The organism is Actinomadura fibrosa (assembly GCF_900659615.1).
Lineage (GTDB): Bacteria > Actinomycetota > Actinomycetes > Streptosporangiales > Streptosporangiaceae > Spirillospora > Spirillospora fibrosa.
In genome coordinates this window covers 1-24815 of the sequence record NZ_CAACUY010000049.1, presented here as the reverse complement: position 1 = coordinate 24815, position 24815 = coordinate 1, and the positions used below count along the sequence as shown (strand labels likewise).

Sequence of the window (24815 nt, the reverse complement as noted above, 5' to 3'; positions counted from 1 at the left end):
ATAGGGAAGTTTGAGGCTAGACCTCCGCGAGGAGGATCGCGGGGTTCTCGACGAGGTCGGCGACGTGCCGGAGGAAGCCGCCCGCCGCGCCGCCGTCGCAGACGCGGTGGTCGAAGGTCAGGGAGAGCTGCGTGACCTTGCGCGCCACCACGTCCCCGTCCACCACCCACGGCCGGTCGGTCACCCGGCCGACGCCGAGCAGCGCCGCCTCGGGATGGTTGATGATCGGCGTGGACCCGTCCACGCCGAACACGCCGTAGTTGTTCAACGTGAACGTCCCGCCGGTCAGCGCCGCGGGCGGCAGCGCCCCCGAGCGCGCGAGCCCGGTGAGCCGGGACAGCTCCGCGGCGAGCCGCGCGGTCGTCATCAGGTGCGCGTCCCGGACGACCGGCACGACGAGGCCCCGGTCGGTCTGCGCGGCGAACCCGAGGTTCACGTGCCCGTACCGGACGATCTCGCCGCGCTCCGCGTCCACCGACGCGTTCAGCTCGGGGAAGCGCCGCAGGCCGTCCACGCAGATGCGGGCCAGCAGGGCGAGCAGCCCGATGCCGAGCCCGGGCCGGGACCTCCGCAGCCCGTCCCGCACGGCGAGCAGGCCCGTGGCGTCGACGTCCACCCAGGTCGTGGCGTCGGGGATCTCGCGGCGGCTGCGGCTCAGCTTGTCGGCCACCGTCCGCCGGAGTCCGCGCAGCGGGATGCGCTCGGCGGTGAACCCGCCCGCCGTCCCGGAAACGGCCGGCGCGGCGGCCTCGCGGCCCCGCTCGGCGGCCGTCTCGGCGGCCGTCTGGATGGCCGCCTCGACGTCGCGGCGCAGGATCACACCGCGCGGCCCGGTGGGCTCGACCGCCGCGAGGTCCACGCCGTGCTCGCGCGCGATCCGGCGGACGAGCGGCGAGATCACGCGCGGCGCCTGCCGCCGCCCGAACGGCACGGTCTCGGACGCCGTGGTCCCGGCGGGCTTCCTCGCGGCGCCTCGGCGCCTGCGCGTCCTGCGCGTCCCGGGCGCGTGGCCGGTGCCGTACCCGATCAGGACGTTGCCGGAGCCCGCCCGCTCCTCCTCGCGGTACCGGGCCGCCGCCGGATGCACGTCCGCGGCCTCCGGCGCGCCGACCTCGATCAGCGGCGCGCCGACGTCGAGGACGGTCCCCGCCTCGGCGTGCAGTTCCAGCACCGTCCCGGCGAAGGGGACGGGCACCTCCACGGCCGCCTTGGCGGTCTCGACCTCCACCACGACCTGGTCGACCTGGACGGTGTCGCCGACGGCGACCTTCCACTCGACGATCTCGGCCTCGGTCAGGCCCTCGCCGAGGTCCGGCAGGCGGAAGACCTGCCGTGCGGGAGCGGTCGTCACGACGCCTCCCGCACGCGGTTCACCGAGCCCGGCCCCGCAGGCGCCCGGGTGCCCGGGGAAGGCCGCTCCGAGGCCGACTCCAGGTAGAGGACGTCGGGCTCATCGTCGAACTGGAGCCGGTCCACCGCGTCGAGGACCCGGTCCACGTCCGGCAGGTGCGAATGCTCCAGCTTCGGCGGCGGGTAGGGGATGTCGAAGCCGGTGACGCGCAGCACGGGCGCGGCCAGCGAGTGGAAGCAGCGCTCCTGCACGCGCGCCGCGATCTCCGCGCCGACTCCGGCGAACCCCTGCGCCTCCTGGACGACCACGCAGCGGCCCGTCCTGCGCACGGACGCCACGACGGTCTCGTCGTCGAACGGGACGAGCGTCCGCAGGTCTACGACCTCCAGGGACAGGCCGTCCCGCGCGGCGGCCTCGGCGGCCTGGAGCGCCACCGGGACGCCGGGCCCGTAGGCGACGAGCGTCGCGTCGCCGCCCTCGCGCCGTACCGCCGCGCTGCCGAACCGTGGGGCGCGCCGGTCCCCGGTAGAGGTCTCGTCCTTGGCCCAGTACAGCCGTTTCGGCTCCATGAAGACCACCGGGTCGGGGTCGTCGATCGCGTCGCGCAGCAGCCAGTACGCGTCGTCCGGGGTGGCGGGCGTGACCACCTTCAGCCCCGGCGTGTGCGCGTAGTAGGCCTCGCTGGAGTCGCAGTGGTGCTCGACGCCGCCGATGCCGCCCGCGAACGGGATGCGGATCACCATCGGCAGCGCCACCCGGCCGCGGGTGCGGTTGCGCATCTTGGCGACGTGCGAGGCGATCTGCTCGAACGCCGGGTAGGCGAAGGCGTCGAACTGCATCTCCACCACGGGCCGGAACCCGCCCATCGCCATCCCCACGGCGAGGCCGACGATGCCGGACTCGGCGAGCGGGGTGTCGAAGCACCGGTCCTCGCCGAACTCGGCGGTCAGCCCGTCGGTGATGCGGAAGACGCCGCCGAGCGGGCCGACGTCCTCGCCGAAGACGAGCACCCGCTCGTCCGCGCGCAGCGCGTCCCGCAGCGCGGCGTTCAGCGCCTGCCCCATCGTCATCGCGGTCATCTCAGCCCTCCGCGCTCAGCTCGGCGAGGAGCCGCGCCCGCTGCTCGCGGAGCTGGGGCGTCGGCTCGGCGAAGACGTGCTCGAACAGTTCGGCCGGCTCGGTGTCCGGTTCGGCGCTCATCCGGTCGCGGAGGCGGGCGGCGAACTCCTCGGCGGCCTCCCCGGCGGCGGCGACGTCCGCGGCACTGAGCAGCCCGCGGTCGCGCAGGTACGTCTCCAGGCGGGCGATGGGGTCCGCAGACTCCCACCGCTCGACTTCCTCAGCGTCCCGGTACCGGGACGCGTCGTCGGCGTTGGTGTGCGCGTCCATGCGGTACGTGTGCGCCTCCACCAGGAACGGTCCATCGCCCGCGCGCGCGTACCGGACGGCCTCCGTGAGGACGGCCAGCACCGCGACGAGGTCGTTGCCGTCCACCTGCTCGGAGCGGACCCCGTAGCCGACGCCCTTGTACGCGAGCGCGGGCGCCGCGCTCTGCTTGGCCAGCGGCACCGAGATCGCGTACCGGTTGTTCTGGACGAGGAACACCACGGGCGCGCGCAGCACCGCGGCGTAGTTGAGCGCCTCGTGGAAGTCGCCCTCGCTCGTGCCGCCGTCGCCGACGAACGCCATCACGACGCCGCCCGTCCCGCGGCGGCGCAGGGCCTCGGCCATGCCGACCGCGTGCACGGTCTGCGTGGCGAGCGGCGTGCACTGCGGCGCGGTGCGGACGGCCTCCGGGTCGTACCCGCAGTGCCAGTCGCCCCGCAGCAGGGTGAGCACCTCGACGGGGTCGATGCCGCGGGCGACCAGGGCGACCGAGTCGCGGTAGGTCGGGAACAGCCAGTCGTCCGCGCCGAGCGCGAGGACGCCGGCGACCTGGCAGGCCTCCTGCCCGCGGCTCGACGGGTACACGGCGAGCCTCCCCTGCCTGGTCAGCGCGGTCGCCTGGCGGTCGAAGCGGCGGCCGAGGACCATCCGCCGGTACGCGTCCACCAGCCGCGCGTCCGCGGGGGGCGGGTAGCCCTCCGGCGGCGTGCCCGGGCTGCCGTCCTCCTGGACGAACCGCACCGGGACGGGCGAGGGGAGCAGACCGTCGACGCTCGGACCGGGTCTCCGTACGGACATGGCGACGCTGCCTTTCCGCTGGACGTTTGTCAGGAGCAGCGTCCGCTTCCACCGCCAGCCGTTCAAGACATCGGGCACAATGAGCGACAAAGTGCTCTGATCTGGGCCGATGGGAGGCCGAATGTCGATCGAAGAGGGCACCGGCGGCGCGTGGCCCGGACGTTCTGCCGCCCGGCTCGACCAGGTCGACCGCGCGATCATCGCTGAGCTGCTGCGCGACGGCCGGATGTCCGTGCGCGCCCTCGCCGACCGCGTCCACATCTCCCGCGCCAACGCCTACGCGCGCCTCACCCGCCTGACCGACGACGGGATCATCACCGGATTCACCGTCCGGCTCGACGCGCAGAAGGCGGGCCTCGGCACCAGTGCCTACATCTCGGTCACCATCGAGCAGAACGCCTGGCGCGCCGTCTCGGCCCGCCTCAGGGACATCCCCTTCGTCGAGCACTTCGCCATGGTCGGCGGCGACTACGACGTCCTCGTCCAGGTCAGGACCCCGGACAACGCCGCACTCAGGAACGTGGTCCTCGAATGCATCCAGGGCATCCCCGGCGTCCGCTCCACCCGCACCTGGCTCGTCTTTGAAGAGGCCCAGGGAAGGGGGAGTTTCTGACCGGCCGGGAGCGTCACGACGTTCTCAGTGCCGTCGTGACGCTTCCCGGCGCGGTTACAGGTCGATTTCGGTTACTTCGCCGCTGAACATTACGGTGCTGGCGACGTCGTAGGTGGCTGCGTCCTGGGCGGCGGCGCCCATCTCCGGGCTCGTCAGCGACGCCTTGAGGGCGTCGGCGTCCTCGAAGTACAGCTCCGCGACGAGGTAGGGCGCGTCGCCGCCGAGGGCCTGGGGGTGCGTGAGCGTGAACCTCTTGAGCCCCGGGACGGCGCGGACCAGCGGGACGTGCCGCTCCTGGTAGCCCTTGTCGAACGCGTCCGGGTCGGCGGGCGAGAAGTACTGGACGGTCAGGCGCTGCATGTCAGTCCTCCGGTGTGGGCGCGGGCCAGGTCTTGGCCACGAGGGTGAGCACGTCGTACGTCGCGACCGGCTGGCCGTCCTGGTTGGAGACGACGGCGTCCCAGCGGACCTCTCCGTAGTCCGCGTTGCTCCGCGGAGTGATCTGCTTGACGGTCAGGGTCACCTGAATGGTGTCATCCGCCTTCACCGGAGTCAGGAAGCGGAGTGTGTCGACGCCGAAGTTGGCCAGGACGGGTCCGGGGTCCGGGTCGACGAACAGGCCCGCGGCCAGGGACACCACGAGGTATCCGTGGGCCACGATGCCGCCGAAGAGGGGGTTGCGGGCGGCGGCCTCGGCGTCGGTGTGCGCGTAGAACGTGTCGCCGGTGAACTCGGCGAAGTGCTCGATGTCGGCGAGCGAGACGGTCCGGGGCGCGGAGGCGATGGTGTCGCCGATGCGGAGCTCGGCGAGGGACTTGCGGAAGGGGTGGACGCCCGTCTCGGTGCGCGCGGCGCCGGTCGTCCAGTGCCCGGTGACGGCGGTGAGCAGGTCGGGCGACGCCTGGACGGCGGTGCGCTGCATGTGGTGCAGGACGCCTCGGATGCCGCCCAGCTCCTCGCCGCCGCCGGCCCGGCCGGGACCGCCGTGGACGAGGACCGGGAGCGGCGAGCCGTGCCCGGTGGACTCCTTGGCGTCGTCCCGGTCGAGGACGAGGACGCGGCCGTGCCAGGGTGCCAGCCCGAGGACGACGGAACGGGCGACGTCCGGGTCGTGGGTGGCGACGGACGCGACGAGGCTGCCCTTGCCGCGGGCGGCGAGCCGGGTCGCCTCGTCCAGGCCGTCGTAGGGGAGCAGGGTGGCGACCGGGCCGAACGGCTCCACGTCGTGGGGTTCGGTGGCGCCGGGCCGGGCGCGCAGGACGAGCGGGGTCATGAAGGCGCCGCGCTCGGGGTCGCCGTCGAGGAGGGGCGCGCCGGCGGGGTCGCCGATGACGACCTCGGCGCTCGCGCGGAGCGCCTCGACGGCCTTGCGGACCTCGTCGCGCTGGCCGAGGCTCGCGAGCGCGCCCATCCGGACGTCCGGGTTGCGCGGGTCGCCGACCGTGACGGCGGCGAGGCGCGCGGCGAGCGCGTCGGTGACGTCGCCGGCCAGCGCCGAGGGGACGATCACGCGGCGGATGGCGGTGCACTTCTGGCCCGCCTTGACGGTCATCTCGGTGACGACGCCCTTGACGAACAGGTCGAACTCGGGGTCGTCGGGCCGCACGTCCGGGCCGAGGATCGAGCAGTTGAGGGAGTCGGCCTCGACGCCGAGGACGACGCCGCCGTCCAGGACGCCGGGGTGGCGGCGGAGGATGCCCGCGGTGTGGGCCGATCCGGTGAAGGCGACGGAGTCCTGGACGGTGAGCGCGTCCAGGAGGCCGTGCGGGCTTCCGGCGAGGAGCTGGAGTGTGCCCTCTGGGAGGATGCCCGACTCGATGATCAGCCGGACGGCGCGCTCGGTGACGTAGGCGGTCTGGCTCGCGGGCTTCACGATCGAGGGCAGCCCGGCGAGGAACGCGGGGGCGAGCTTCTCCAGCATCCCCCAGACGGGGAAGTTGAAGGCGTTGATCTGGACCGCGACGCCCGGCCGGGACGTGTAGACGTGCCGTCCGACGAACGTTCCGCCCTTGCCGAGGGGCTCCAGGCCGCCGTCGAGGACGATCGTGTCGTTGGGGAGCTCGCGCACGCCCTTGCTCGCGTAGCTGAACAGGGTGCCGATGCCGCCGTCCACGTCGATCGCGGTGTCGCGCTGGGTGGCGCCCGTCCGGACGGAGAGGGCGTACAGCTCGTCCTTGCGCGCGGTCAGATGCTTGGCGAGGGCCTTGAGCAGGGCGGCCCGCTCGTGGAAGGTCAGGGCTCGCAGCGTGGGGCCGCCGGTCTCCCGGGCGTGCCGGACCATCTCGGGGACGTCCAGGCCGCGGCTGGAGACGCGCGCGACCTCCTCGCCGGTGGCGGCGTCGAGCAGTGGTTCCCCGTCGTCCGCCGCCCGGAACCATCGTCCGGCGGCGTAGCTCTCCAGTAGCGCGCTCACACTGTCTCCTCTCCCAGGGCGGGACGGGGCACCGGGGGCAGGGCCCCCTTTGGTGTGTTTTCGGTGGTCACGCCTGGTTGCGCGAACCGGCCGTTCCATGCGACCTTATTACTGACCGAGCGATAAGTAAATAAGCCCGCCGTTACGGAGGGACCATGACCACGACCCCGGCGGAGCCGGATATGGAGGGCCTCCAGGAGGCGTTCGACGCGACCATCGCGCGCAACGACCGCATCGAGCCCCGCGACTGGATGCCGGACGCCTACCGCCGGACGCTCGTCCGCCAGATCGCCCAGCACGCCCACTCGGAGATCATCGGCATGCAGCCGGAGGGCGCCTGGATCGGGCGCGCCCCGTCGCTGCGGCGCAAGGCGATCCTGCTCGCCAAGGTGCAGGACGAGGCCGGGCACGGCCTGTACCTGTACTCGGCGTGCGAGACCCTCGGCGTCTCCCGCGCCGAGCTGACCGAGCTGCTGCTCGCCGGCCGGCAGAAGTACTCGTCGATCTTCAACTACCCGACGCTGTCCTACGCCGACGTCGGGACGATCGGCTGGCTCGTCGACGGCGCCGCGATCTGCAACCAGGTGCCGCTGTGCCGCACGTCCTACGGCCCGTACGGCCGCGCCATGATCCGCATCTGCAAGGAGGAGTCCTTCCACCAGCGGCAGGGCTACGAGCTGCTCATGACGATGATGCGCGGCACGGACGCCCAGCGGGAGATGGTGCAGGAGTCGGTGGACCGGTTCTGGTGGCCGTCGCTGATGATGTTCGGCCCGCCGGACGCGCAGTCGACCAACACGGAGCGGTCGATGGCGTGGGGCGTCAAGCGCAACTCCAACGACGAGCTGCGCCAGAAGTTCGTCGACATGACCGTCCCGCAGGCGGAGGCGCTCGGCGTGACGCTGCCCGATCCCGAGCTGCGCTGGAACGAGGAGCGCGGCCACTACGACTTCGGCGAGCCGGACTGGGACGAGTTCGCCGCCGTCATCCGGGGCGACGGGCCGTGCAACGCGCAGCGGCTGGCGCACCGCCGCGCCGCGCACGAGGACGGCGCCTGGGTGCGCGAGGCCGCGACCGCGTTCGCGGAGCGCTCCGCCGGGGAGGCGGCCCGATGAGCGCCGACCGGCGGGAATGGCCGCTGTACGAGGTGTTCGTCCGCGGCAAGCGCGGCCTCAACCACGTGCACGTCGGGTCGCTGCACGCCCCCGACGACGCGATGGCGCTGCGGCACGCCCGCGACGTCTACACCCGGCGCAACGAGGGCGTGAGCATCTGGGTCGTGCGCGCCGACGCGATCACCGCGTCCAGCCCGGACGAGAAGGACCCCCTGTTCGCGCCGAACGGCGACAAGGTCTACCGGCACCCGACGTTCTACGAGATCCCCGAGAACGTCCCGCACATGTGAGGGGGCACCCATGAGCGACGACCACGGCAGCGTCTTCGACGGGCTGATCGACGGGGATCTCGGCGGCGACTCCTCGCAGTGGGCGTTCGGCACCGGCTTCGAGGACCCCCTCGCCGGCGTCGACACCACCGTGCCGGCGGGCACCGACCCCGCCGAGCTCGCCGCGTACTGCCTCATGCTCGGCGACGACGCGCTGATCATGTCGCAGCGCCTCGCCGAGTGGTGCAGCCGCGCGCCGGATCTCGAAGAGGACATCGCGCTCGCGAACATCGCCCTCGACCTCCTCGGGCAGGCGCGCCTGCTGCTGGCGCGGGCCGCCGCCGCCGACCCCGGCGCCGTCCCCGTCCTTCCTGAGGGCTCGCCGGTGCCCGCCGAGGACGCGCTCGCCTTCTTCCGCGAGGCGGGCGCGTTCCGCAACGTCCGCCTCGCCGAGGTGCCGAACGGCGACTTCGCCCACGCCGTCGTGCGGCTGCTGCTGTTCTCGGTGGCGCGGCTCGCGCTGCTGGAGCGGCTCCGCGGCAGCGCCGACGCGGTGCTCGCCGCGGTGGCGGGCAAGGGCGTCAAGGAGGTCGCCTACCACCGCGACTGGGCCGGACGCTGGTTCCTCACCCTCGCGCAGGGCACCGAGGAGTCGCGGCGCCGTCTCGTCACCGCCCTCGACGCCCTGTGGCCGCTGCTGGACGAGCTCGTCACCGCCCATCCGGTCGAGGTGTCCGTGGCGCGCGCCGGCGCCGGCGTCGATCCGGCGTCCCTGCGCGGCGAGGTGGACGCCGTCCTCGACCAGGTCCTCGCCGTGAGCGGCGTCGACCGCCCGGACCGCCCGCCGCTCGCCGGCGTCGCCGGGCGGACGGGCCGCCACGGCACGCACACCGAGGCCTTCGGCCTGCTCCTCGCGGAGATGCAGGTCGTCGCCCGCGCCCATCCGAACGGGCGCTGGTGAGCGCCGTGACGGCCCGGGAGCGCGCGGTCGAGGCGGCCGAGCAGGTCCGCGACCCGGAGATGCCGATGCTGACCCTCGCCGACCTCGGCGTCCTGCGCGGCGTCGAGCTGGACGGCGACGCGGTCGTCGTGTCGATCACCCCGACCTACACCGGCTGCCCCGCCATGGCGACCATGCGCGACGACCTCGTCCACAGGCTGAACGACGCCGGGTTCGCCCGCGTGGAGATCCGGGTCGTCCTCGACCCGCCGTGGTCCAGCGACTGGATCTCCGAGCGGGGCCGGGCCGCGCTCCGCGACGCCGGGCTGTCGGCGCCCGGTCCCGCGCCCCGCCGCACCGGGCCCGTGGCGCTCACGCTCGGCCCGCCCCGCCGCGCCCCGTCCTGCCCGCGCTGCGGCTCGGCGGCGACCCGGCTGACCTCGGAGTTCGGCGCCACCGCCTGCAAGGCCCTCTACCGCTGCACCGGCTGCCTCGAACCGTTCGAGCACGTCAAGGAGATCTGACATGCCCACCCCCGCGCCGGCCGCCGCGCCGTCCCGGTCGGCCGCCTTCCACACGCTGACCGTCGCGGCGGTGGACCGGCTCTGCGACGACGCCGCGGCGATCACGTTCGCGGTGCCGGACGGGCTGCGCGACACGTTCGCGTTCCGGGCGGGCCAGTCGCTCACGCTGCGCCGCGTCATCGGCGGGCGGGAGGAGCGCCGGTCCTACTCGATCTGCGCGCCGGCGGGCGCCGCACCGCGGATCGGCGTCCGCGAGATCCCGGACGGGCTGTTCTCGTCCTGGCTCGTCCGCGAGGTCGTGCCGGGCACGCGGATCGACGTGCAGGCTCCCTCCGGCTCCTGGCAGGCCGACCCGGAAGGCGGCGAGCGGCACCTGTGCATCGCCGCCGGATCGGGCATCACCCCCATGCTGTCAGTCGCCTCGACCGTCCTCACCCACCCCCGCGCGCAGGTCTCCCTCCTCTACGGCAACCGGACGAGCCGCACCGTGATGTTCACCGAGGAACTCGGCGACCTGAAGAACCGGTATGGCCCCCGGCTCCAGACCGTCCACGTGCTCTCCCGGGAGCCGCGCGAGGTCGAGCTGTTCTCCGGCCGCCTCGACGCCGGCCGGCTGCGCCGCCTCCTCACCGGACTCGTGCCCGTCGAGGTCTTCGACCACGTCTGGGTCTGCGGCCCGCTGCGGATGGTCGAGGACGCGCGGACCGTCCTCACCGACCTCGGCGTGCCCGCGGACCGCGTTCACGTCGAGCTCTTCTACGTCGACGCCCCGCCGCCCGAGCCCCGCCGCGTCGAGGACGGCCTCCCGTCCGGGGCGACCACCGAGCTCACGACGATCCTGGACGGCCTGCGCACCACCACGACCGTGTCCCGCGCGGCGACGATCCTCGACGGCGCCCAGGCCGCGCGCGCCGACCTGCCGTTCGCCTGCAAGGGCGGCGTCTGCGGGACGTGCCGCGCCGCCGTCCGCGAAGGCGAGGCCGACATGCGCCGCAACTACGCCCTGGAACCGTCCGAGGTCGCCGCCGGTTTCGTCCTGACCTGCCAGTCCTTCCCGGTCGGCGACCGGGTGACGGTGGACTACGACGCCTGACCGCGCTCACCACGGGCGAGGCCGTCGAAGGCGAGGGTCGTGATGGCGTCGGCGACCGTCGCCGGGTCGTAGGCGCCGTCCGGCCGGTACCACTCGACCAGCGAGTTCACCATGCCGAACAGCAGCCGGCTCACCAGCGCGGGCGGCACGTCGGCGCGCAGCGCGCCCTCCGCGACCGCGTCCGCGACGAGCGCGGCGAGCCGGTCGTCGAGCCAGCGCCGCCGCTCCAGCGCGGCCAGCTCGACCTCGCTGTTGCCCCGCACGCGCAGCAGGAGCGTGACGGACGGCTGGTGCGCCACCAGCACCTCGACGCTGCGCCGCACCACCTCGCGCAGCCGCTCGTAGGCCGTGGCCCCGGCGCGCTCCCGGGAGGCCTCGGTCACGACGGCGGTGAGCTCGTCGAGCGCGTCGTCCAGGGCCTCGCCGAGCAGCTGCTCCTTGCCGGTGACGTGGTGGTAGATGGCGGGCTTCGTCAGGCCCAGCTCCTTGGCGAGGTCGCCCACGCTCGTGGCGTCGTACCCCTTGCGGTTGAACAGCTCCACCGCCGCGCGCAGGATCGCCGACTGGTCGTAGCCGGGGCGCCCGCGCCTGCGGCGCGGCGGCGGTTCGGCGGGCCCGGTCGTCATCCGTGCAGCATCTCACGCTGTTCCGGGCGTTCCGCCACCGGTGATGTGCGCGCGTGCGCACCTGCGGAAGGCCGCGACGAGGCGGCCGCGGTCGCCGGCGCGGGTGGCCAGCACGACGTGGCTCGGCTCGACGCCCTCCAGCGGGACCAGCGTGAGGTCGGGACGCAGCACGGCGCCGGCGCGCCCGGCGACGATCGCCACGGCCTCCCCGGCGGCGATGACCTCGAACTTGTCCTCCACGGCCTCGATGAGGGGGCCGTCGGGCGCGGGCCGTCCGCCGGGCCGGGGGTCGATGCGCCAGTAGGCGTTCAGGGCGGGGTCGGAGCGCCGCACCCGCGGGACGGGCTCGTCGGCGATGTCGTCGAGGGTGACCGACTCCTTCCCGGCGAGCCGGTGGTCGCGCGGCACCAGCAGCATCCTGGGCTCGTCGTGGAGGACGGTCACGTCGAGCCGGTCGGTGGGGAACGGCAGCCGGGTCACGACCGCGTCCACGCGGTGGTCGAGGAGGGCGGCGCGCGGCTCGTCCCAGCGCAGGTGCAGGGTGCGCACCTCCGCGTCGGGATGCCGGCGCCGCAGCTCCCGCACCGCCGCGGTCACGATCAGGCCCGCCGTGTACCCGACCGTGACCAGGTCGGGCCGCGCGGCGGCCCGGGTCCGCGCCGCGGCCTCGGCGGCCGAGCTCAGCAGCGCCGTCGCGAGCGGCAGGAACACCTCGCCCGCCGCGGTGAGGCGGCTGCCCCGCGGGGTCCGGTCCACGAGGCGGGCGCCGAGCTGCCGTTCGAGCCGGCGGAGCTGCCGGCTCAGCGACGGCTGCGTGAGGTGCAGCGCGGCGGCGGCCCGCCCGAAGTGCCCGTGCTCGGCGACGGCGGTGAAGCACCGCACCAGCCGCAGGTCGAGGTCGCCCGCGGTCTCGGACGCGTCGGTCATGCCCCGAGCGTACCCGCGGCCTCCCCGGACGAGCCCCGGGCCAATGACCGTGACCTGCGGTGATACGCGAACCGTAACGCGCCTTGCGAAACATTCATTGGACCCGCCGCGCTCCGCGGACGCACAGTGAGGGCACCGGCCCGGGGCACCGACCTCCGGGCCCGGCTCCCCATCCTCGAACGGAGTGCACCCATGCGTGTTTTCGTCACCGGCGCGACCGGGTTCATCGGCACCGCCGTCGTCCGCGAGCTGCTGGACGCGGGACACGAGGTCCTCGGCCTCGCGCGGTCGGACCGGGCCGAGGCCGCCCTCGCGGCCGCCGGAGCCCGTGCGCACCGCGGCGATCTGGACGACCTCGACAGCCTCCGTGCCGGGGCGGCGGCGTCGGACGGCGTCGTCCACACGGCCTTCGACCACGGGCTCGACGACCGCACCGCCGGCGAGGGCGTTATCGACGGCGCCGGCATCGACTTCGCCGGCGCGGCCGCCAAGGACCGCCGCGCCGTCGAGGCGCTCGGCGAGGCGCTCGCGGGATCCGGCAAGCCCCTCGTCATCACCGGCGGCACCAGCGGGCTGGCGGCCGGCCGCCTCGCGACGGAGGACAGCGTGCCCGAGCCGGACTCCCTGGCGGGCCTGCGGTTCGCTGTCGAGGAGGCGGCGATGCGGTTCGCCGGACGCGGCGTCCGCGTCTCGGCCGTCCGGCTCCCGCCGACCGTCCACGACGAGGGCGACCACGGCTTCGTGCCGATGCTCATCGCCGTCGCCCGCGCCCGGGGCGTCTCCGCCTACCCGGGCGACGGCGCCAACCGCTGGCCCGCCGTCCACCGGCCCGACGCCGCGCACCTGTACCGCCTGGCCGTGGAGCGCGCGCCCGCGGGCTCGCGGCTGCACGGCGTCGGCGAGGAGGGCGTGCCGGTCCGCGACATCGCCGAGGCCATCGGCCGCCACCTGGACCTGCCGGTGACGGCCGTCCCCCACGAGGAGGCGGCGGACCACTTCGGCTTCCTCGGCCCCATCTTCTCGATGGACGTCCCGGCGTCGAGCGAGGCGACCCGGCGGCGGCTCGACTGGCATCCCGCCGGCCTCGGCCTTATCGCCGACCTGGACAAGGGGCACTACTTCTCGTGACCACCACCGCGGTCGAGACGGCTCGCCAGGCCCTCGGGGCGGTCGGCGTGGGCCTGCCGGTCTCCTTCACCAGCCTGCCGCCCTACGACGCCCAGCGCGCGGCGGCCGTCCGGCTGGAACGCGCCGGCTACCGCGCGGCCTGGACGAACGAGGTCGTCGGCGGCAAGGACGCCCTCGTCCAGGTGGCCCTGCTGCTCGGCGCGACCGAGCGGATGGTGTTCGGCACCGGCATCGCGAACATCTGGGCCCGCGAGCCGCAGACCGCGCACGCCGCCGCGGCCCTGCTCGCCGAGGCCCATCCGGGCCGCTTCGTCCTCGGCCTGGGCGTCGGGTACCCGGAGCAGGCGGCCGCCACCGGCCGGGAGTTCGGCAGGCCGCTCGCCATGCTGCGCGACTACGTCGGCCGGATGGACGCGCCGACCTCACCGCCCGCGCCGGACGCCCCCTACGCCCGGGTCCTCGGCGCGAACGGCCCGAAGATGGTCGCGCTGGCGGGCGAGATCGCCGACGGCGCACTGCCCGCCATGCAACCCCCGGCCTTCACCGCACAGGCCCGGGAGACGCTGGGGCCGGACCGGCTCCTCCTCGTCGGCCAGCGCCTGGAACCGGACCAGGCCCCAGACGCCGCCGCGGCGGCGATCCGCGCCCACGTGGCCGCGGGCGCCGACCACGTGATCCTCATGGCCCCGATCAACACCGACTTCACCGAAGGCGTGAACCAGTTGGAAACCCTGGCCCCCGCCCTAACCGCCCTCACCTGACCGCTCTCACCTGACGCGCGCCCCGGCGGGCGGGTGGCCTGGTGGACGCTCGGCCGCGGCGGCTGTGTCGTGAGCTTCGCTCGTCGGGCACCCGCGCGGGGTGGGTCAGGCTGTGCGGGTGGCGTCGCTTTCGCGGGGGTCGGCGCCGGTCGCCGCGGTGGGGGCGACCGGGTAGCGGCGCCGGCGCGGCGGGCGGGCGTTCGACTGGACGTGCGCGCCCGGTGGCGGGCGGCCCACCACGTGGCCGCCGGTGCCCTTGGCGGTGAACGCGCTCTGCACCCGGAAGTTGCACAGGTCCTCGACGGTGCAGTCGAGCGCGTCGGTGAGCGCGCCGAGCAGGAGCAGCGACATGCGCTCGGGACGGGTGCCGATCTGGCGGTAGATCTGCGAGGCCGACAGCGTGATGCCGCGGGCGGTCAGCATGGGGATCAGTTCGGAGATGTTGTACAGGCCGCGGGTCGCCATGACCTCCCGCAGTCTCCAGGAGTAGGCGATCGTATGGTCGGTCACGGGGTGTCCTCAGTGGGTGCGGTGCCGCGGCCGGAGGCGGGAAGGACCTCCCGTGGCCGGCGGTCGCTGCGGGCTGGGGGCGCGAGCCTGCGGGACGGCCGCCGAAAAGGCCCGGCACGCCCGCTCTCGACGGAATGTTCGACAAGGGAGGGGGCACAGCGGCCGAGGAATGCAGCGGGCGGTCGATCTTCTCGACGTGGTCGCAACGGTAGCATCGAATCCTCGCTTGCCATGCGAAACTTTCGCGCATCCTGCGAATACTGATCAACTGGATCGCGTGGAAAACTCACTGTGCCACACCTACCCTCTGATTATTTTCGACGAACGCCGGTCAGGCAAGTGGACGTTCGCTCCTTCTGCGAGACATTCGCACCTCCTGCGAGATGCACCAATGTCGCCGTCCGCGTGCCATCCGCCCGGCCGCGGTTCGCCGGGTTCAACCGGGACCAAAGCCCCGGAATTCGATTTGCCGCTATCATCCGGCCGCGGTGCCATTTCTGGGGCGTCCCGTGTCAGGCACGCGGCAGTCCGTTCCGGTCGCAGGGGATCTGGGCGGCGTTGTAGTGCTTCAGGAAGTCCCGGTTCGCCTCCTGCTCGGTCCGCCGCATCGAGCTGGGCGAGATCGGGACGAGCCCGCGGAACGGGCGGTCGATGTCCCAGATGAGGTACAGCGACGCCACCAGCAGCCCCGCCAGCACCCACAGTCCGGCGAGCTGGAGACGGTGCCTGCGCCGCGGCAGCGAGAGCGCGTACCCCGCCACCATGGCGATGACGGTGAGGACCATGAACCAGAAGACCGCGCCCGGGATGGCCGGCGCCGACTGCTCGATGCGGTCGCGGCGCTCGGAGAGGCGGCTCCGGTCCGCGTTCGTCAGCATGCCCAGCACCGTGGGGTCGTGGACCTCCTGGAAGTCGTCGTGGAGCGCCTCCGTCCAGTGGTCCACGGTGGGCGAGGGCGCGTTGTGGGCGCCCATCGAGTGCCACTCCTTGGCGATGACCGCCCGGGCATAGCAGAGGGAGTCGGCCTTGACCCTCTCCCTGGCCGGCTCGGGGAGGAGGTCCGCCGTGGCGTGCAGGCTGTCGATCGCGGCCGCCTCGGCGCTGGCGGCGCTCCCGGCGCCCGAGTAGGACTGCGCCGCGAGGACCAGGACGAACGCGATGACCAGCACGGCCAGCGTCTCCAGCGGGCCGACCAGGTCCCGGACGGAGATGCCCTCGTCGGGGTCTTCCGCGTACCTGTATCGGCGTCTGAAGAGAAGTGCGAGCGTTATCGCCGCCACCACGAAGACGGTGGCCAGGATGATGTCCATGCGGTGAGCCTAAGGAGCTCAATGCATTGCCGTCACCGGAAGTCGGTAGGCGGATCGCCATGCCTGATTCGCATTTCCTGCGAGCGTGTTCGCGCTTTCCGCTAAAACCACTCCGGTGCGCTCGGGGCTCCCGCGCGCTTGAACGACAAGTGACGTTCGGCTGCGATTAAACGGCTCGCGGAAGCGGTAGAAGTGGCTCTGAATGGAAATGGTCGACGACCAGGCGGGGAGGGGATAGCGGCAGAACTCCGGGCGGGACGTGTGCGAACGCCCGTCCCGGAGGCCGCCTCTCCCGCCGCGTCCCAGGGACGCGTATTCCGCAGACACCTCGTTAACAGGCCGCGGCCGGCGTCCGTCCCGCCGCGGCGACGAGCAGGGGGAACCATGGCTTTCAAGAACCAGGCCGAGACGATGACGGTGGCCGGCAAGGTCACCGGCGTCGACCAGGAGGCCGGGACGTTCACGCTGCGCTGCCGCAGCGGGGACGACGTCGTCGTCAACGTGGGCGTGACCACCTACTACGAGGTCATGTCCAACGTGGACGGCGTGCCGCGGGACCGGACGCAGGCGCCGCCCGACGACGGCGGCAACCCGGGAAAGGCGGGGCTTGCCCGCTATCTGGCCGAGGACGCGCTGGTGTTCGCGCGCGGCAACCACATGGAGGCCGACGGCAAGGAGCGTTTCGACGGCCGCACCATCTTCGTCCTGAAGTCGAGCCCGGACAGCAAGTACGGGTTCGAGGAGACGCACTGGTGGATCGACCAGATCAGCCGGCTGGCCGACCGGTGGCTGGACCAGCTGATGAGCGGCGACCGCAACTACACTAGCGAGGACTGGGCCCGCGCGTACCGGACGCAGCGGAATGCGGTGGGGCAGGCCGGTGACGACACCACCCAGGAGTGCGCGACCCTGTCCCGCCTCATCTACGGCCTTTCCTCGGCGTACCTGATGACCGGCACCGACCGGTACTTCGACGCCGCCAAGGCCGCCGTGGACTACCAGCGCCAGGCGTTCCGGTCGCTGTCGCACGACGGCCGCCACTGCTTCTGGGCGTTCGGCCGGCGGAGCGGGTCCGGGGGCGAGAAGCTGCTCGTCGCCTCCGAGTTCGGCGACGACTACGGCGCCATCCCGCTGTACGAGCAGATCTACGCGCTCGCCGGGCTCGCCCAGTTCTACCGGATCAGCGCGGACTGGGCGGCGCTGGACGACATCCGCCGCACGGTGCGGACGTTCTTCGACTTCTACCGCGACGACGAGGCGGCGAAGGAGCGCGGCCTACCGGGGTACGGCGGCTACTTCTCGCACCTGGACCCGGTGACCCGGCGGCCCGACGTGCCGGCGCTCGGCGACAACGCGTCCCGCAAGAACTGGAACTCCGTCGGCGACCACATCCCCGCCTACCTGGTCAACCTGATCCTCGGGCTCGACCCGCTGCCGCGCCGCGCCAGCCGCCAGGAGCTGGACGCGCTGCAGGACGAGTCGATCGGGCTGCTGGAGGAGACCGTCACGCTGATCATCGAGAAGTTCCCGGACGAGTCCAGCGACTACGTCAACGAGCGGTTCCACGCCGACTGGACGCCCGACCACGCGTACAAGTGGCAGCAGAACCGCGCGGTGGTGGGCCACAACCTGAAGATCGCCTGGAACCTGACGCGCTGCTCGTTCTACCTGGACCGGCGCGTGCAGGACCTGACGTCGCACGGGCGGCGCGACGAGGCCGAGCGCAACAAGCGGCTGAGCGAGCGGTGCATCGAGCTGGCGACCGAGCTCGGCGACCGGATGGCGGAGATCGGCGCGGTGGACCCGGTCCGCGGCGGCATCTTCGACTCGGTGGAGCGGGAGCCGGGCAACGGCATGCCGATCGAGTTCAGCTGGGGCACCACCAAGGACTTCTGGCAGCAGGAGCAGGCCATCCTGGCCTACCTGATCCTGCACGGCGCCACGCAGGAGGAGCGGTACCTCGACCTCGCCCGCGAGTGCTCGGCGTTCTGGAACCTGTTCTTCCTCGACCGCGACAACCAGGGGATCTACTTCCGCACCGACGAGGACGGGTCGCCGATCACCGAGGGCATGTTCGGCGGGAAGGGCGGCCACTCGGTCTCCGGCTACCACGCGTTCGAGCTGAACTACCTGGCGCACCTGTACACCCGCGCCTACGTGGACGCCGGCGGGACGGGCAGGTTCAGCCTGCACTTCAAGCTGCTCGACTCCCGGGGCCAGGACACGATCAACGTCCTGCCCGACTTCATGCCGGTCAACAAGGTCGAGATCGCGAGCGTGTTCGTGGACGGCGTCGACTACACCGACTCCCTCAAGCCGGACGACCCGAACAACTTCCAGATCGCCGTCGACGACCTGACGGCGAGCGCCCGGGACGGCGCGATCGACCTCATGGTCGAGTTCGCGGTGCATTGAGCCGTCCGACTCACGGGACAGGAGAACGTCATGACCGACCAACCGACCGATCGCTCCCTGGCCGGCGCCCGGGTGGCCGTCCTGGTGGAGAGCCAGTACATCCCGGGTGAGCTGCGCCAGCTCCAGGAGGGCTTCGCCGCCTATGGCGCCGAGGTCGACCTGGTATCGCGGCTGTGGGGCCAGCCGAGCCTGCACTTCTACTCGACGGTCGAGCCCGCGGGCGAGGACGACGTCCCGCCGATCGAGTGGATCGAGGTGAGCATCGACGTCGACGACGTGCGGCCGTCCGACTACGACGCGGTCGTCGCGGTGGCCAACTACCCGACGGTGCGCATGCGCTACCTGGAGGCGCCCGAGTCCACCGAGGCGGCGGCCGAGGCGGTCCGGCAGGTGCCGGCGGTGCGGTTCATGCGCGACGCCATGCGCGACCGGCGGGTGGTCAAGGCGGCGCCGTGCCACGCGCTGTGGCTGCTGACCCCGTGCCCGGACGTGCTGGCCGGGCGCCGGGTGACCTGCAACGGGGTGCTGATCGCCGACGTGCTGAACGCGGGCGCCGTCTACACGCCGCCGCCCGCGGGCGCGCCCGCCGCCGAGCAGGTCGTCGTGGACGACGACCTGGTGACCAGCACGTCGTGGCACGCCACGGCCAAGCTCATCGACACGGTGCGCGACCTGGTCGTGGACCGGCGCCGGTCGGGCGTGCCCGAGCGGTCCGGGCGCGGCCGCGGCGGGCGCGCCGGGCGGGCGGACCGGGGCGGGGAACCGGACTCCGTGGTCGCCCGCGCGTTCGACCTCGGCGCCGAGCACGCCGAACCGGCCCGCCGCGAGGGCGGGACGGGCCACCGCCGCGGCAAGGTCCTCACGGTCCTGTCGGAGTGGGGGTACTGGGGCGAGGAGCTGGTCGGCCCGCTGGACGAGCTGGACCGGGCCGGGTACGCGGTGGACTTCTGCACGCCGAACGGGAGGCGGCCCAACGCGATCCCGGTGAGCATGGACGCCGACTTCTTCGACCCGCCGCTCCAGCGTCCGGTGACCTCGCCGGAGATGGCGGCGCGGGTCCGGGAGATGGACGACCCGTCCACCGAGCAGGGCGCCCGGCTGGAGAACCCGATCAGCCTCGCCGGCTGGTTCCCGCAGCGGCCCCCGTTCGCCCATCCGCAGTTCGTCCGGCTCCTGGAGGAGTACCGGCGCGACCTCGGCGAAGCGGAGCGCCGCGCGGTGGACGAGTACGACGCGGTGCTGCTCGTCGGCGGCTCCGGGCCGATCGTCGACATGGTCAACAACCAGCGCGTCCACGATCTGATCCTGGCGTTCCACAAGGCCGGGAAGCCGATCGCGGCCGAGTGCTACGGCGTCGCGTGCCTGGCGTTCGCCCGGGACATGAACCAGCGCCGGAGCATCCTCGAAGGCAAGCACGTGACCGGCCACTGCCTGGAGTACGACTACCAGGACGGCACCCACTTCGTGGAGGCGCGCGGCCGGTTCCTCGACTTCAACATGGGGCCGCCGCCGTACCCGCTGGAGTTCATGCTGCGGGACGCGACGGCTCCGGGCGGCGCCTACCACGGCAACTTCGGCAGCCCGGTCAGCGTCATCGTCGACTACCCGTTCGTCACCGGGCGGTCCACCGGGGACAGCGTCCTCACCGGCCGGAAGCTGGTGGAGGTGCTCGACGAGGGCCTGCGGCGGTGGGGCTGGTGACCGCCGGGTCGGGGCCCGCGGCGGCCGACCTCGCGTCGGGCTCCGCGGCGACGGGGAACGCCGCCGCCGCGGTCACGGGTCACCGCCGGCTGCTGGAGCAGCTGCGCGCCGACGGCGTCCGGCACCTGTTCGGCAACCCCGGCTCCACCGAGGAGGGGCTCCTGGACGAGATCGCGCGGTTCGCGGACGTCGAGTACGTCCTCGGGCTCCAGGAGGCGGCCGTCGTGTGCACCGCCGACGGGTACGCGCAGGCCGCGGGGCGGCCGAGCGTCGTGCTGCTGCACAGCGGCGTCGGCCTCGGCAACGCCGTCGGGAGCCTGTGCCACGCCAGGCAGCGCGGCACCCCGATGGTGGTGCTGGCCGGGGAGGCGGGCGTCGCCTACGAGCCGCTGGAGGCGCACATGGCGGCCGACCTGGTCGCCATCGCCCGTCCCGTCACGAAGTACGCGACCCGGGCCGTCCATCCGGGGAGCCTGCTGCGGCAGTTCCGGCGCTGCCTGAAGGTCGCGGCGACGCCGCCGCGGGGGCCGGTGCTGCTGGCGCTGCCGCAGGACGTCCTCGACCAGCCGAACGGCGAGCCGGTGGTGCCGACGGTCGTGCCCGACACGCGCGCGGTCCCCGAGCCGGGGCTGGTGCGGGAGGCGGCGCGGCTGCTGGCGGGCGCCTCGTCGCCGCTGATCGTGGCGGGGGACGGCGTCGCGGCCGGCGGCGCGGTCGCGGAGCTCGCGGAACTCGCCGAGGCGTGGGGCGCGCAGGTGCGCTTCGGGATGGCCTCCGAGCTGCTGCTCCCGTGGACGCATCCGCTCAGCGGCGGGCTCATGGGGCACATGTTCGGCGAGGACAGCGCCGCCGCGGTGGCCGACGCCGACGCGGTCCTGATCTGCGGCACCTACGTGTTCCCGGACGTGTTCCCGCTGCTCACATCCCCGTTCCGGGAGGACGCCCGGATCGTCCACGTCGACCTCGACCCGTACGCGATCGCCAAGAACCACCCGGTGACGCTCGGCCTGGTCGCCGACCCGCGGCCGACGCTGCGGGCGCTGACGGCGGCGCTGCGGGAGGAGACCGGGGACGCGGGCGCCGCCGCGGCCGCGCGGTCCCGGGCCGCGCCGGGCGCCGGGCCAGACCGCGACGAGCAGCAGGACGAGGAGCAGGTTCAGCCCGGCGACCACCGCGATCCGCTGCGCCCGGTCGGGACCGTAGACGAGCTCGACGACCCCGCGGGTGCCGGCGGGTACCAGCCAGCCCTGCTTCCAGCCGTCCAGCCGGACCGGCCGCAACTCCGTGCCGCCGACGGTGGCGCGCCAGCCGGTGTTGTAGTTCTCGTTCACGGTCAGGAACGACTGCCGGGCGGCGTCCACCTCAAGCTTCCGCGAACCCGACCCCCAGCTGATCACCCTGACGGGCGCCGCGGCCTCCGCCCGGGCGGACGCCTGGCCCGAGGAACGGGCGGTGGATCCGGCCAGGGCTCCCACGGTGACGGTCTCGACGCGGTAAGGGTCGAACGGGACGGACGTCAGGCGGTTCTGCCCGGCGCTCACCTGGGTCTGGCGGCAGGCGGCGAAACGGAGCGGCCGTCCGGCGAGGAGGTCGCCATAGGTCCCGGAGACCCTGGTCGGGATCTCGGTGCGGCCCAGCCGCAGCTTCGGCCCGAACCCGCAGCCGAGCTGGAACGGGAAGGACCGCACGTCCCGCAGCGGCTTGACGCCCGGGATCGTGAGGTCGGTGAGCTGCACCGGCTGGAGCCGCCCCTCCTGCCGGAAGGTGAGGGTCAGCCGGTCGGTGGTCAGCGGCGCGAAGGCGAGGCGCCCCCGCGCGTCCGGCAGGACCTCGCGGCTCTCGCCGTTCCGGCCCTCGATCACGATCCGGACGGGCCCCGACGCGCCTGGCGGGCGGTTCAGCGTCAGCGAGGAGATGCTCCTGGCGCCCTGCCACTGGACGGTGAACGTGGGCGCCTTGTCCTTCTCCGCGGCGATCCACGTCGTCGCCGGGTCGCCGTCGAACCCAGACCGGGCCTGGTCGGCGGGGTGGTCGGCGAGGGCGGAGCTGGCGGCGACGAGGGGCTGGCCGCCGACGGCGGTGTACCGCTCGACCAGGCTCTTGTCGGTGAGGATGGCGGTGCCGGTGACCGGGGCGCGGGCAGCGGAGGCGGCGGTGAAGGACCGGTCGAACGCGTCGCCCTCCTCGTCCGCGGACGCGAGCGTCGGCGAGCACACCCAGCGGAGGCTGCCCTTCATGCAGGCGGACGTGGCGCCGGGCACCCGGCTCATCACGTACGTCGCCGGGCCGGTCACCGCGGCCGGGGCGGGCAGGGTGTAGGTGCGGGTGGGCTTGACCCCGGCGATGGACAGCTCGGCGATCCCGGCGCGGGTGAACGCGGGCACGGCGGGGCGGGTGGCGAGGGCGGTGATCCGGACGCGCAGCCAGCGGGTCGGCCCCGCCGGGACGCGCAGCTGCTGCGCCGCCCCGGTCGGCTGGACGGCCTGCTCCAGCGTCCCCCGCTCGGTCTCCACCGCGACGCGGGCGACGGCCGGGCCGAGCGCGGCGTCCTGGACGAACGCGGCGGTGAGGCTCGGCAGCTCGCGGGCCCGGTCGAGGTCGACGCGCAGCCACTGGCCGATCGGCCCCGCCCAGCCGCCGGTCTGCCAGGACGTGCGCGGGTCGCCGTCGAGCGCGGCGTAGGGGCCCGCGCCGGGCCTGCGGGCCTGCGGGATCGCGTCGTCGTCGGCCGCGGAGCTGGACGCGGCGACGCCGCGGACGCCGCCGCCGTAGGTGACGTGGGTGGTGTAGCGGTCCCAGCCGTCGTCCAGGACGTCCGCCGCGCGGTGCCGCTGCCCGGCGGGCAGCGTGGGCGAGGTCTGGTGCAGCTCGCCGAAGTTGCGGCGCAGCAGCCGGGGCGAGTCGGTCACGACGGGCGTGCCCTTGAGGTCGGGCGCGTCGTCGTCGAGGAGGACGGGGCCGTCCGGCAGCGCCTGGTCGTCGGCCATCGCGAGCAGCGACTCCGGCCCCCCGTACACGCGGACGGGGTTCCCGGCGCCGGTGAGGCTCGCGACGTCGTCGGCGCCCTCGACCTCGTAGACCTCCAGCGCCGGGTACCGCTGGTCCACGGCGGAGACGGCGTCGTCGACGAGGTCGCCGCCGACGGGCGCGCCGAACGAGGCGACCTTCCGCAGCCCGGACGAGTCGTCGAGCGCCCCGTGCAGCCGGGCGGGCCAGCCGCCGCGCAGCGTCTCGCGCCGCAGGTCGTTGCGGACGAGCACGTACCGGACGCCCATCCGGCCGAGGTAGTCGCCAAGGCCCGGGGAGCCCTGGCCCGACCTGACCTGCTGGTCGATCGCGTCGAGCGCGCGGGTGTAGCCGGGCGACCCGGCCGGGACGAGCTGCCGGACGCCCCACCGCGCGAGCAGCAGCGGCTGGACGATGTCGTCCATCGGGCGGCCCCACAGGTACTCGCCGAACGGCGCGCCGGGCAGGGCCAGCACGCCCTGCTGCCCGGCCCGCGCGTTGAGCCAGGACGCCGCGTCCCGCCAGTAGCGCGGGACCTGCTCGAAGTCGCCGGGCCCGGTGAGGCCGTGCGAGACGGCAGTGATCCCGATGCCGCCGAGCGCGACCGCGGCCGCCGCGGTCACGCTGACCAGCGTGCCGAGCGCCCGGCGCAACGCCGCGCCCTTCGCTGGCCCGTCGGCGAGGCTCCGGACCGGCCCCTCCTTCGCCCGGCGCCCGGCGACGGCGAGGAGGTGCGCGAGGCCGAGCGCGAGCGGCAGCCGGACGACCGCGTCGAACTTGTGCAGGTTCCGCAGCGGGCCGAGCGGGCCGTCGAGGAGGTCGCGGAGCTGCCCGGCGAACGGCCCGGGGATGTCCGAGAGGTGGCCCATCGACAGGACCGCCAGCCCGGCGAGCAGCGTCAGCAGCAGGAACGTCCGCTCGGGCAGCAGCCGTCCGAGCAGGCCCGCGAGCCCGAGCGCGGCGACGACGCCGGTGCAGACGATCGGCACCGGGCTGAGCGACAGGCCGTGCCCGACCGGCCACCAGACCTGCCCGTCCACGATCAGGTAGTTGACCCAGCGCTCGGCACCGCGCAGGACGTTGACCAGGCCCGTCGGCCCGGTCGTCGTGGCCGCCTTCTCGGTGTAGGTGAGCCAGGAGAACCCGTACGTCCCGGTGAGCAGCAGCGGGAGCAGCCACCAGGCGGTCGCGGCGCCCGCGGCGGCCGTCCACCAGGCCAGCAGCCGGATCCGGAACGTGCCCCGGGGCCGCGTCAGCACGTACACGAACGGGACGACCAGGACGGCGACGGTCGCGGTCGCGTTGATGCCGCCGCAGCAGGCGATGGCGAGCCCCGACCGGGCCGCGGCGCGCGCCCGTCCCCCGCCCCCGCCGACGGCACCGGCCAGGCCGGGCGGCCCGGACGCCGCGGTGACGAGCGGCAGCACGATCCACGGGAGCATCGCGACGGGCATGTACTCGGACGAGATCTGGCCGAGCGTCGCGAGGGCGTTCGGCGCCAGCGCGTACGCCATCGCGGCGATCACCCGGGTGCCGGGGCCGCCGATCCCGAGCCGGACGGCGAGCCGCCACGTGCCCGCGAACGCCAGGCACATCAGCAGCGCCAGCCAGATCCGCTGGCTGATCCACGCGGGGATCCCGGCGAGGTCGCCGAGCGCGAAGAACGGGCCCATCGGGAAGAGGTAGCCGACGGCCTGGTTCTGGAGCTGGCCGAACTGCTCGGGGTCCCACAGGTGCAGCGCGCGGCCGAGGAACCCGAGCGGGTTCACCGCCATGTCGATCTTGGTGTCGGCGAGGATCGCGCCGGGCCGGGTGCCGAACGAGAGCGCGGTGAGGGCGAGGCAGCCCGCGAGCACCCGCAGCCGCTCGCGCAGCCGCTCCGCGGCGTCCGGGGCGAGGCCGCCGGGTCCGGGCGGCGGCCCGCCGGGG

The 24815-nt window shown here is 73.9% G+C and carries 19 protein-coding genes and 2 pseudogenes; 11 read left to right on the top strand and 10 right to left on the bottom strand.

The features are described from left to right. Positions 1–16: 16 nt before the first annotated feature. Genes E1300_RS18930 through pdhA form a run of 3 tightly spaced genes read right to left on the bottom strand, consistent with a single transcriptional unit; the run spans position 17 to position 3535 of the window. Entirely contained in the window at positions 17–1351 is a 1335-nt protein-coding gene (locus E1300_RS18930; protein ID WP_131758347.1) for a dihydrolipoamide acetyltransferase family protein, read from the bottom strand. Then, positions 1348–2430: an alpha-ketoacid dehydrogenase subunit beta gene (locus E1300_RS18925; RefSeq protein WP_131758346.1), complete on the bottom strand. Its 1083-nt coding sequence runs from the start codon at positions 2428–2430 to the stop codon at positions 1348–1350. The genes E1300_RS18930 and E1300_RS18925 overlap by 4 nt, the downstream gene beginning before the upstream one ends. A gap of 1 nt (position 2431) precedes the next feature. After that, positions 2432–3535, bottom strand: coding sequence for a pyruvate dehydrogenase (acetyl-transferring) E1 component subunit alpha (gene pdhA / locus E1300_RS18920; RefSeq protein ID WP_131758345.1), 1104 nt, complete (start codon positions 3533–3535; stop codon positions 2432–2434). Positions 3536–3656: 121 nt separating this feature from the next. Between pdhA and E1300_RS18915 the strand changes: the two genes are divergently transcribed. Then, positions 3657–4148: an Lrp/AsnC family transcriptional regulator gene (locus tag E1300_RS18915; protein WP_131758344.1), complete on the top strand. Its 492-nt coding sequence runs from the start codon at positions 3657–3659 to the stop codon at positions 4146–4148. Between the two features lie 54 nt (positions 4149–4202). On the opposite strand, the gene E1300_RS18910 is transcribed toward E1300_RS18915, so the two are convergent. Together E1300_RS18910 and paaZ are read right to left on the bottom strand one after the other, a co-directional pair. Beyond that, on the bottom strand, positions 4203–4508 hold the full coding sequence (locus E1300_RS18910; RefSeq protein ID WP_131758343.1) for an EthD family reductase: 306 nt from the start codon (positions 4506–4508) through the stop codon (positions 4203–4205). 1 nt (position 4509) lies between these two features. Further along, positions 4510–6561 carry a phenylacetic acid degradation bifunctional protein PaaZ gene (gene paaZ, locus E1300_RS18905; protein WP_131758342.1) on the bottom strand — a complete coding sequence of 684 codons (2052 nt, stop codon included), beginning with the start codon at positions 6559–6561 and terminating at the stop codon, positions 4510–4512. Positions 6562–6716: 155 nt separating this feature from the next. On the opposite strand from paaZ, the gene paaA reads away from it, so the two are divergent. Genes paaA through paaE form a run of 5 tightly spaced genes read left to right on the top strand, consistent with a single transcriptional unit; the run spans position 6717 to position 10502 of the window. Then, complete coding sequence (paaA, locus tag E1300_RS18900; protein WP_131758341.1) at positions 6717–7676, top strand: 1,2-phenylacetyl-CoA epoxidase subunit PaaA; 960 nt, start codon at positions 6717–6719, stop codon at positions 7674–7676. Continuing rightward, the gene (gene paaB / locus E1300_RS18895) at positions 7673–7966 is read left to right on the top strand and encodes a 1,2-phenylacetyl-CoA epoxidase subunit PaaB (RefSeq protein WP_131758340.1); all 294 of its coding nucleotides are present in this window, start codon (positions 7673–7675) and stop codon (positions 7964–7966) included. The genes paaA and paaB overlap by 4 nt, the downstream gene beginning before the upstream one ends. A 10-nt stretch (positions 7967–7976) precedes the next feature. Beyond that, on the top strand, positions 7977–8906 hold the full coding sequence (gene paaC / locus E1300_RS18890) for a 1,2-phenylacetyl-CoA epoxidase subunit PaaC (RefSeq protein ID WP_131758339.1): 930 nt from the start codon (positions 7977–7979) through the stop codon (positions 8904–8906). Next, complete coding sequence (gene paaD, locus E1300_RS18885) at positions 8900–9409, top strand: 1,2-phenylacetyl-CoA epoxidase subunit PaaD (RefSeq protein WP_131758371.1); 510 nt, start codon at positions 8900–8902, stop codon at positions 9407–9409. Before paaC ends, paaD begins: the two co-directional genes overlap by 7 nt. A gap of 1 nt (position 9410) precedes the next feature. Next, a complete protein-coding gene (gene paaE, locus E1300_RS18880) occupies positions 9411–10502 on the top strand; it encodes a 1,2-phenylacetyl-CoA epoxidase subunit PaaE (protein ID WP_131758338.1) in 1092 nt (363 codons plus the stop codon). Here paaE and E1300_RS18875 read toward each other — a convergent pair. Both E1300_RS18875 and E1300_RS18870 read right to left on the bottom strand, forming a co-directional pair. Beyond that, on the bottom strand, positions 10490–11128 hold the full coding sequence (locus tag E1300_RS18875) for a TetR/AcrR family transcriptional regulator (RefSeq protein ID WP_131758337.1): 639 nt from the start codon (positions 11126–11128) through the stop codon (positions 10490–10492). The genes paaE and E1300_RS18875 overlap by 13 nt on opposite strands. A gap of 12 nt (positions 11129–11140) precedes the next feature. After that, positions 11141–12055, bottom strand: coding sequence for a LysR family transcriptional regulator (locus E1300_RS18870; RefSeq protein WP_131758336.1), 915 nt, complete (start codon positions 12053–12055; stop codon positions 11141–11143). Positions 12056–12247: 192 nt separating this feature from the next. Between E1300_RS18870 and E1300_RS18865 the strand changes: the two genes are divergently transcribed. Next, on the top strand, positions 12248–13183 hold the full coding sequence (locus E1300_RS18865) for an SDR family oxidoreductase (RefSeq protein WP_131758335.1): 936 nt from the start codon (positions 12248–12250) through the stop codon (positions 13181–13183). Further along, positions 13180–13944, top strand: coding sequence for an LLM class flavin-dependent oxidoreductase (locus E1300_RS18860; protein WP_131758334.1), 765 nt, complete (start codon positions 13180–13182; stop codon positions 13942–13944). The genes E1300_RS18865 and E1300_RS18860 overlap by 4 nt, the downstream gene beginning before the upstream one ends. A 105-nt stretch (positions 13945–14049) precedes the next feature. On the opposite strand, the gene E1300_RS18855 is transcribed toward E1300_RS18860, so the two are convergent. Both E1300_RS18855 and E1300_RS18850 read right to left on the bottom strand, forming a co-directional pair. Then, positions 14050–14454 carry a helix-turn-helix domain-containing protein gene (locus E1300_RS18855; protein ID WP_207399838.1) on the bottom strand — a complete coding sequence of 135 codons (405 nt, stop codon included), beginning with the start codon at positions 14452–14454 and terminating at the stop codon, positions 14050–14052. Between the two features lie 512 nt (positions 14455–14966). Beyond that, positions 14967–15764: a bestrophin-like domain gene (locus E1300_RS18850; protein ID WP_131758333.1), complete on the bottom strand. Its 798-nt coding sequence runs from the start codon at positions 15762–15764 to the stop codon at positions 14967–14969. Between the two features lie 384 nt (positions 15765–16148). Here E1300_RS18850 and E1300_RS18845 point away from each other — a divergent pair, with 384 nt between their 5' ends. The 3 genes and pseudogenes from E1300_RS18845 to E1300_RS53985 form a co-directional block, all read left to right on the top strand. Beyond that, positions 16149–18179 (top strand): AGE family epimerase/isomerase, encoded by a 2031-nt coding sequence (locus E1300_RS18845; protein WP_131758332.1) that lies wholly within the window; start codon positions 16149–16151, stop codon positions 18177–18179. Positions 18180–18209: 30 nt separating this feature from the next. After that, positions 18210–19880, top strand: coding sequence for a DJ-1/PfpI family protein (locus tag E1300_RS18840; RefSeq protein ID WP_131758331.1), 1671 nt, complete (start codon positions 18210–18212; stop codon positions 19878–19880). Next, a pseudogene (locus tag E1300_RS53985) lies at positions 19868–20863 on the top strand (thiamine pyrophosphate-binding protein); the annotation flags it as partial. The gene E1300_RS18840 and the pseudogene E1300_RS53985, both read left to right, overlap by 13 nt. Before the next feature lie 828 nt (positions 20864–21691). Here the strand turns inward: E1300_RS53985 and E1300_RS54205 are convergent. Then, positions 21692–24661 (bottom strand): annotated as a pseudogene (locus tag E1300_RS54205) (alpha-(1->3)-arabinofuranosyltransferase domain-containing protein); the annotation flags it as partial. Positions 24662–24815 lie beyond the last annotated feature (154 nt).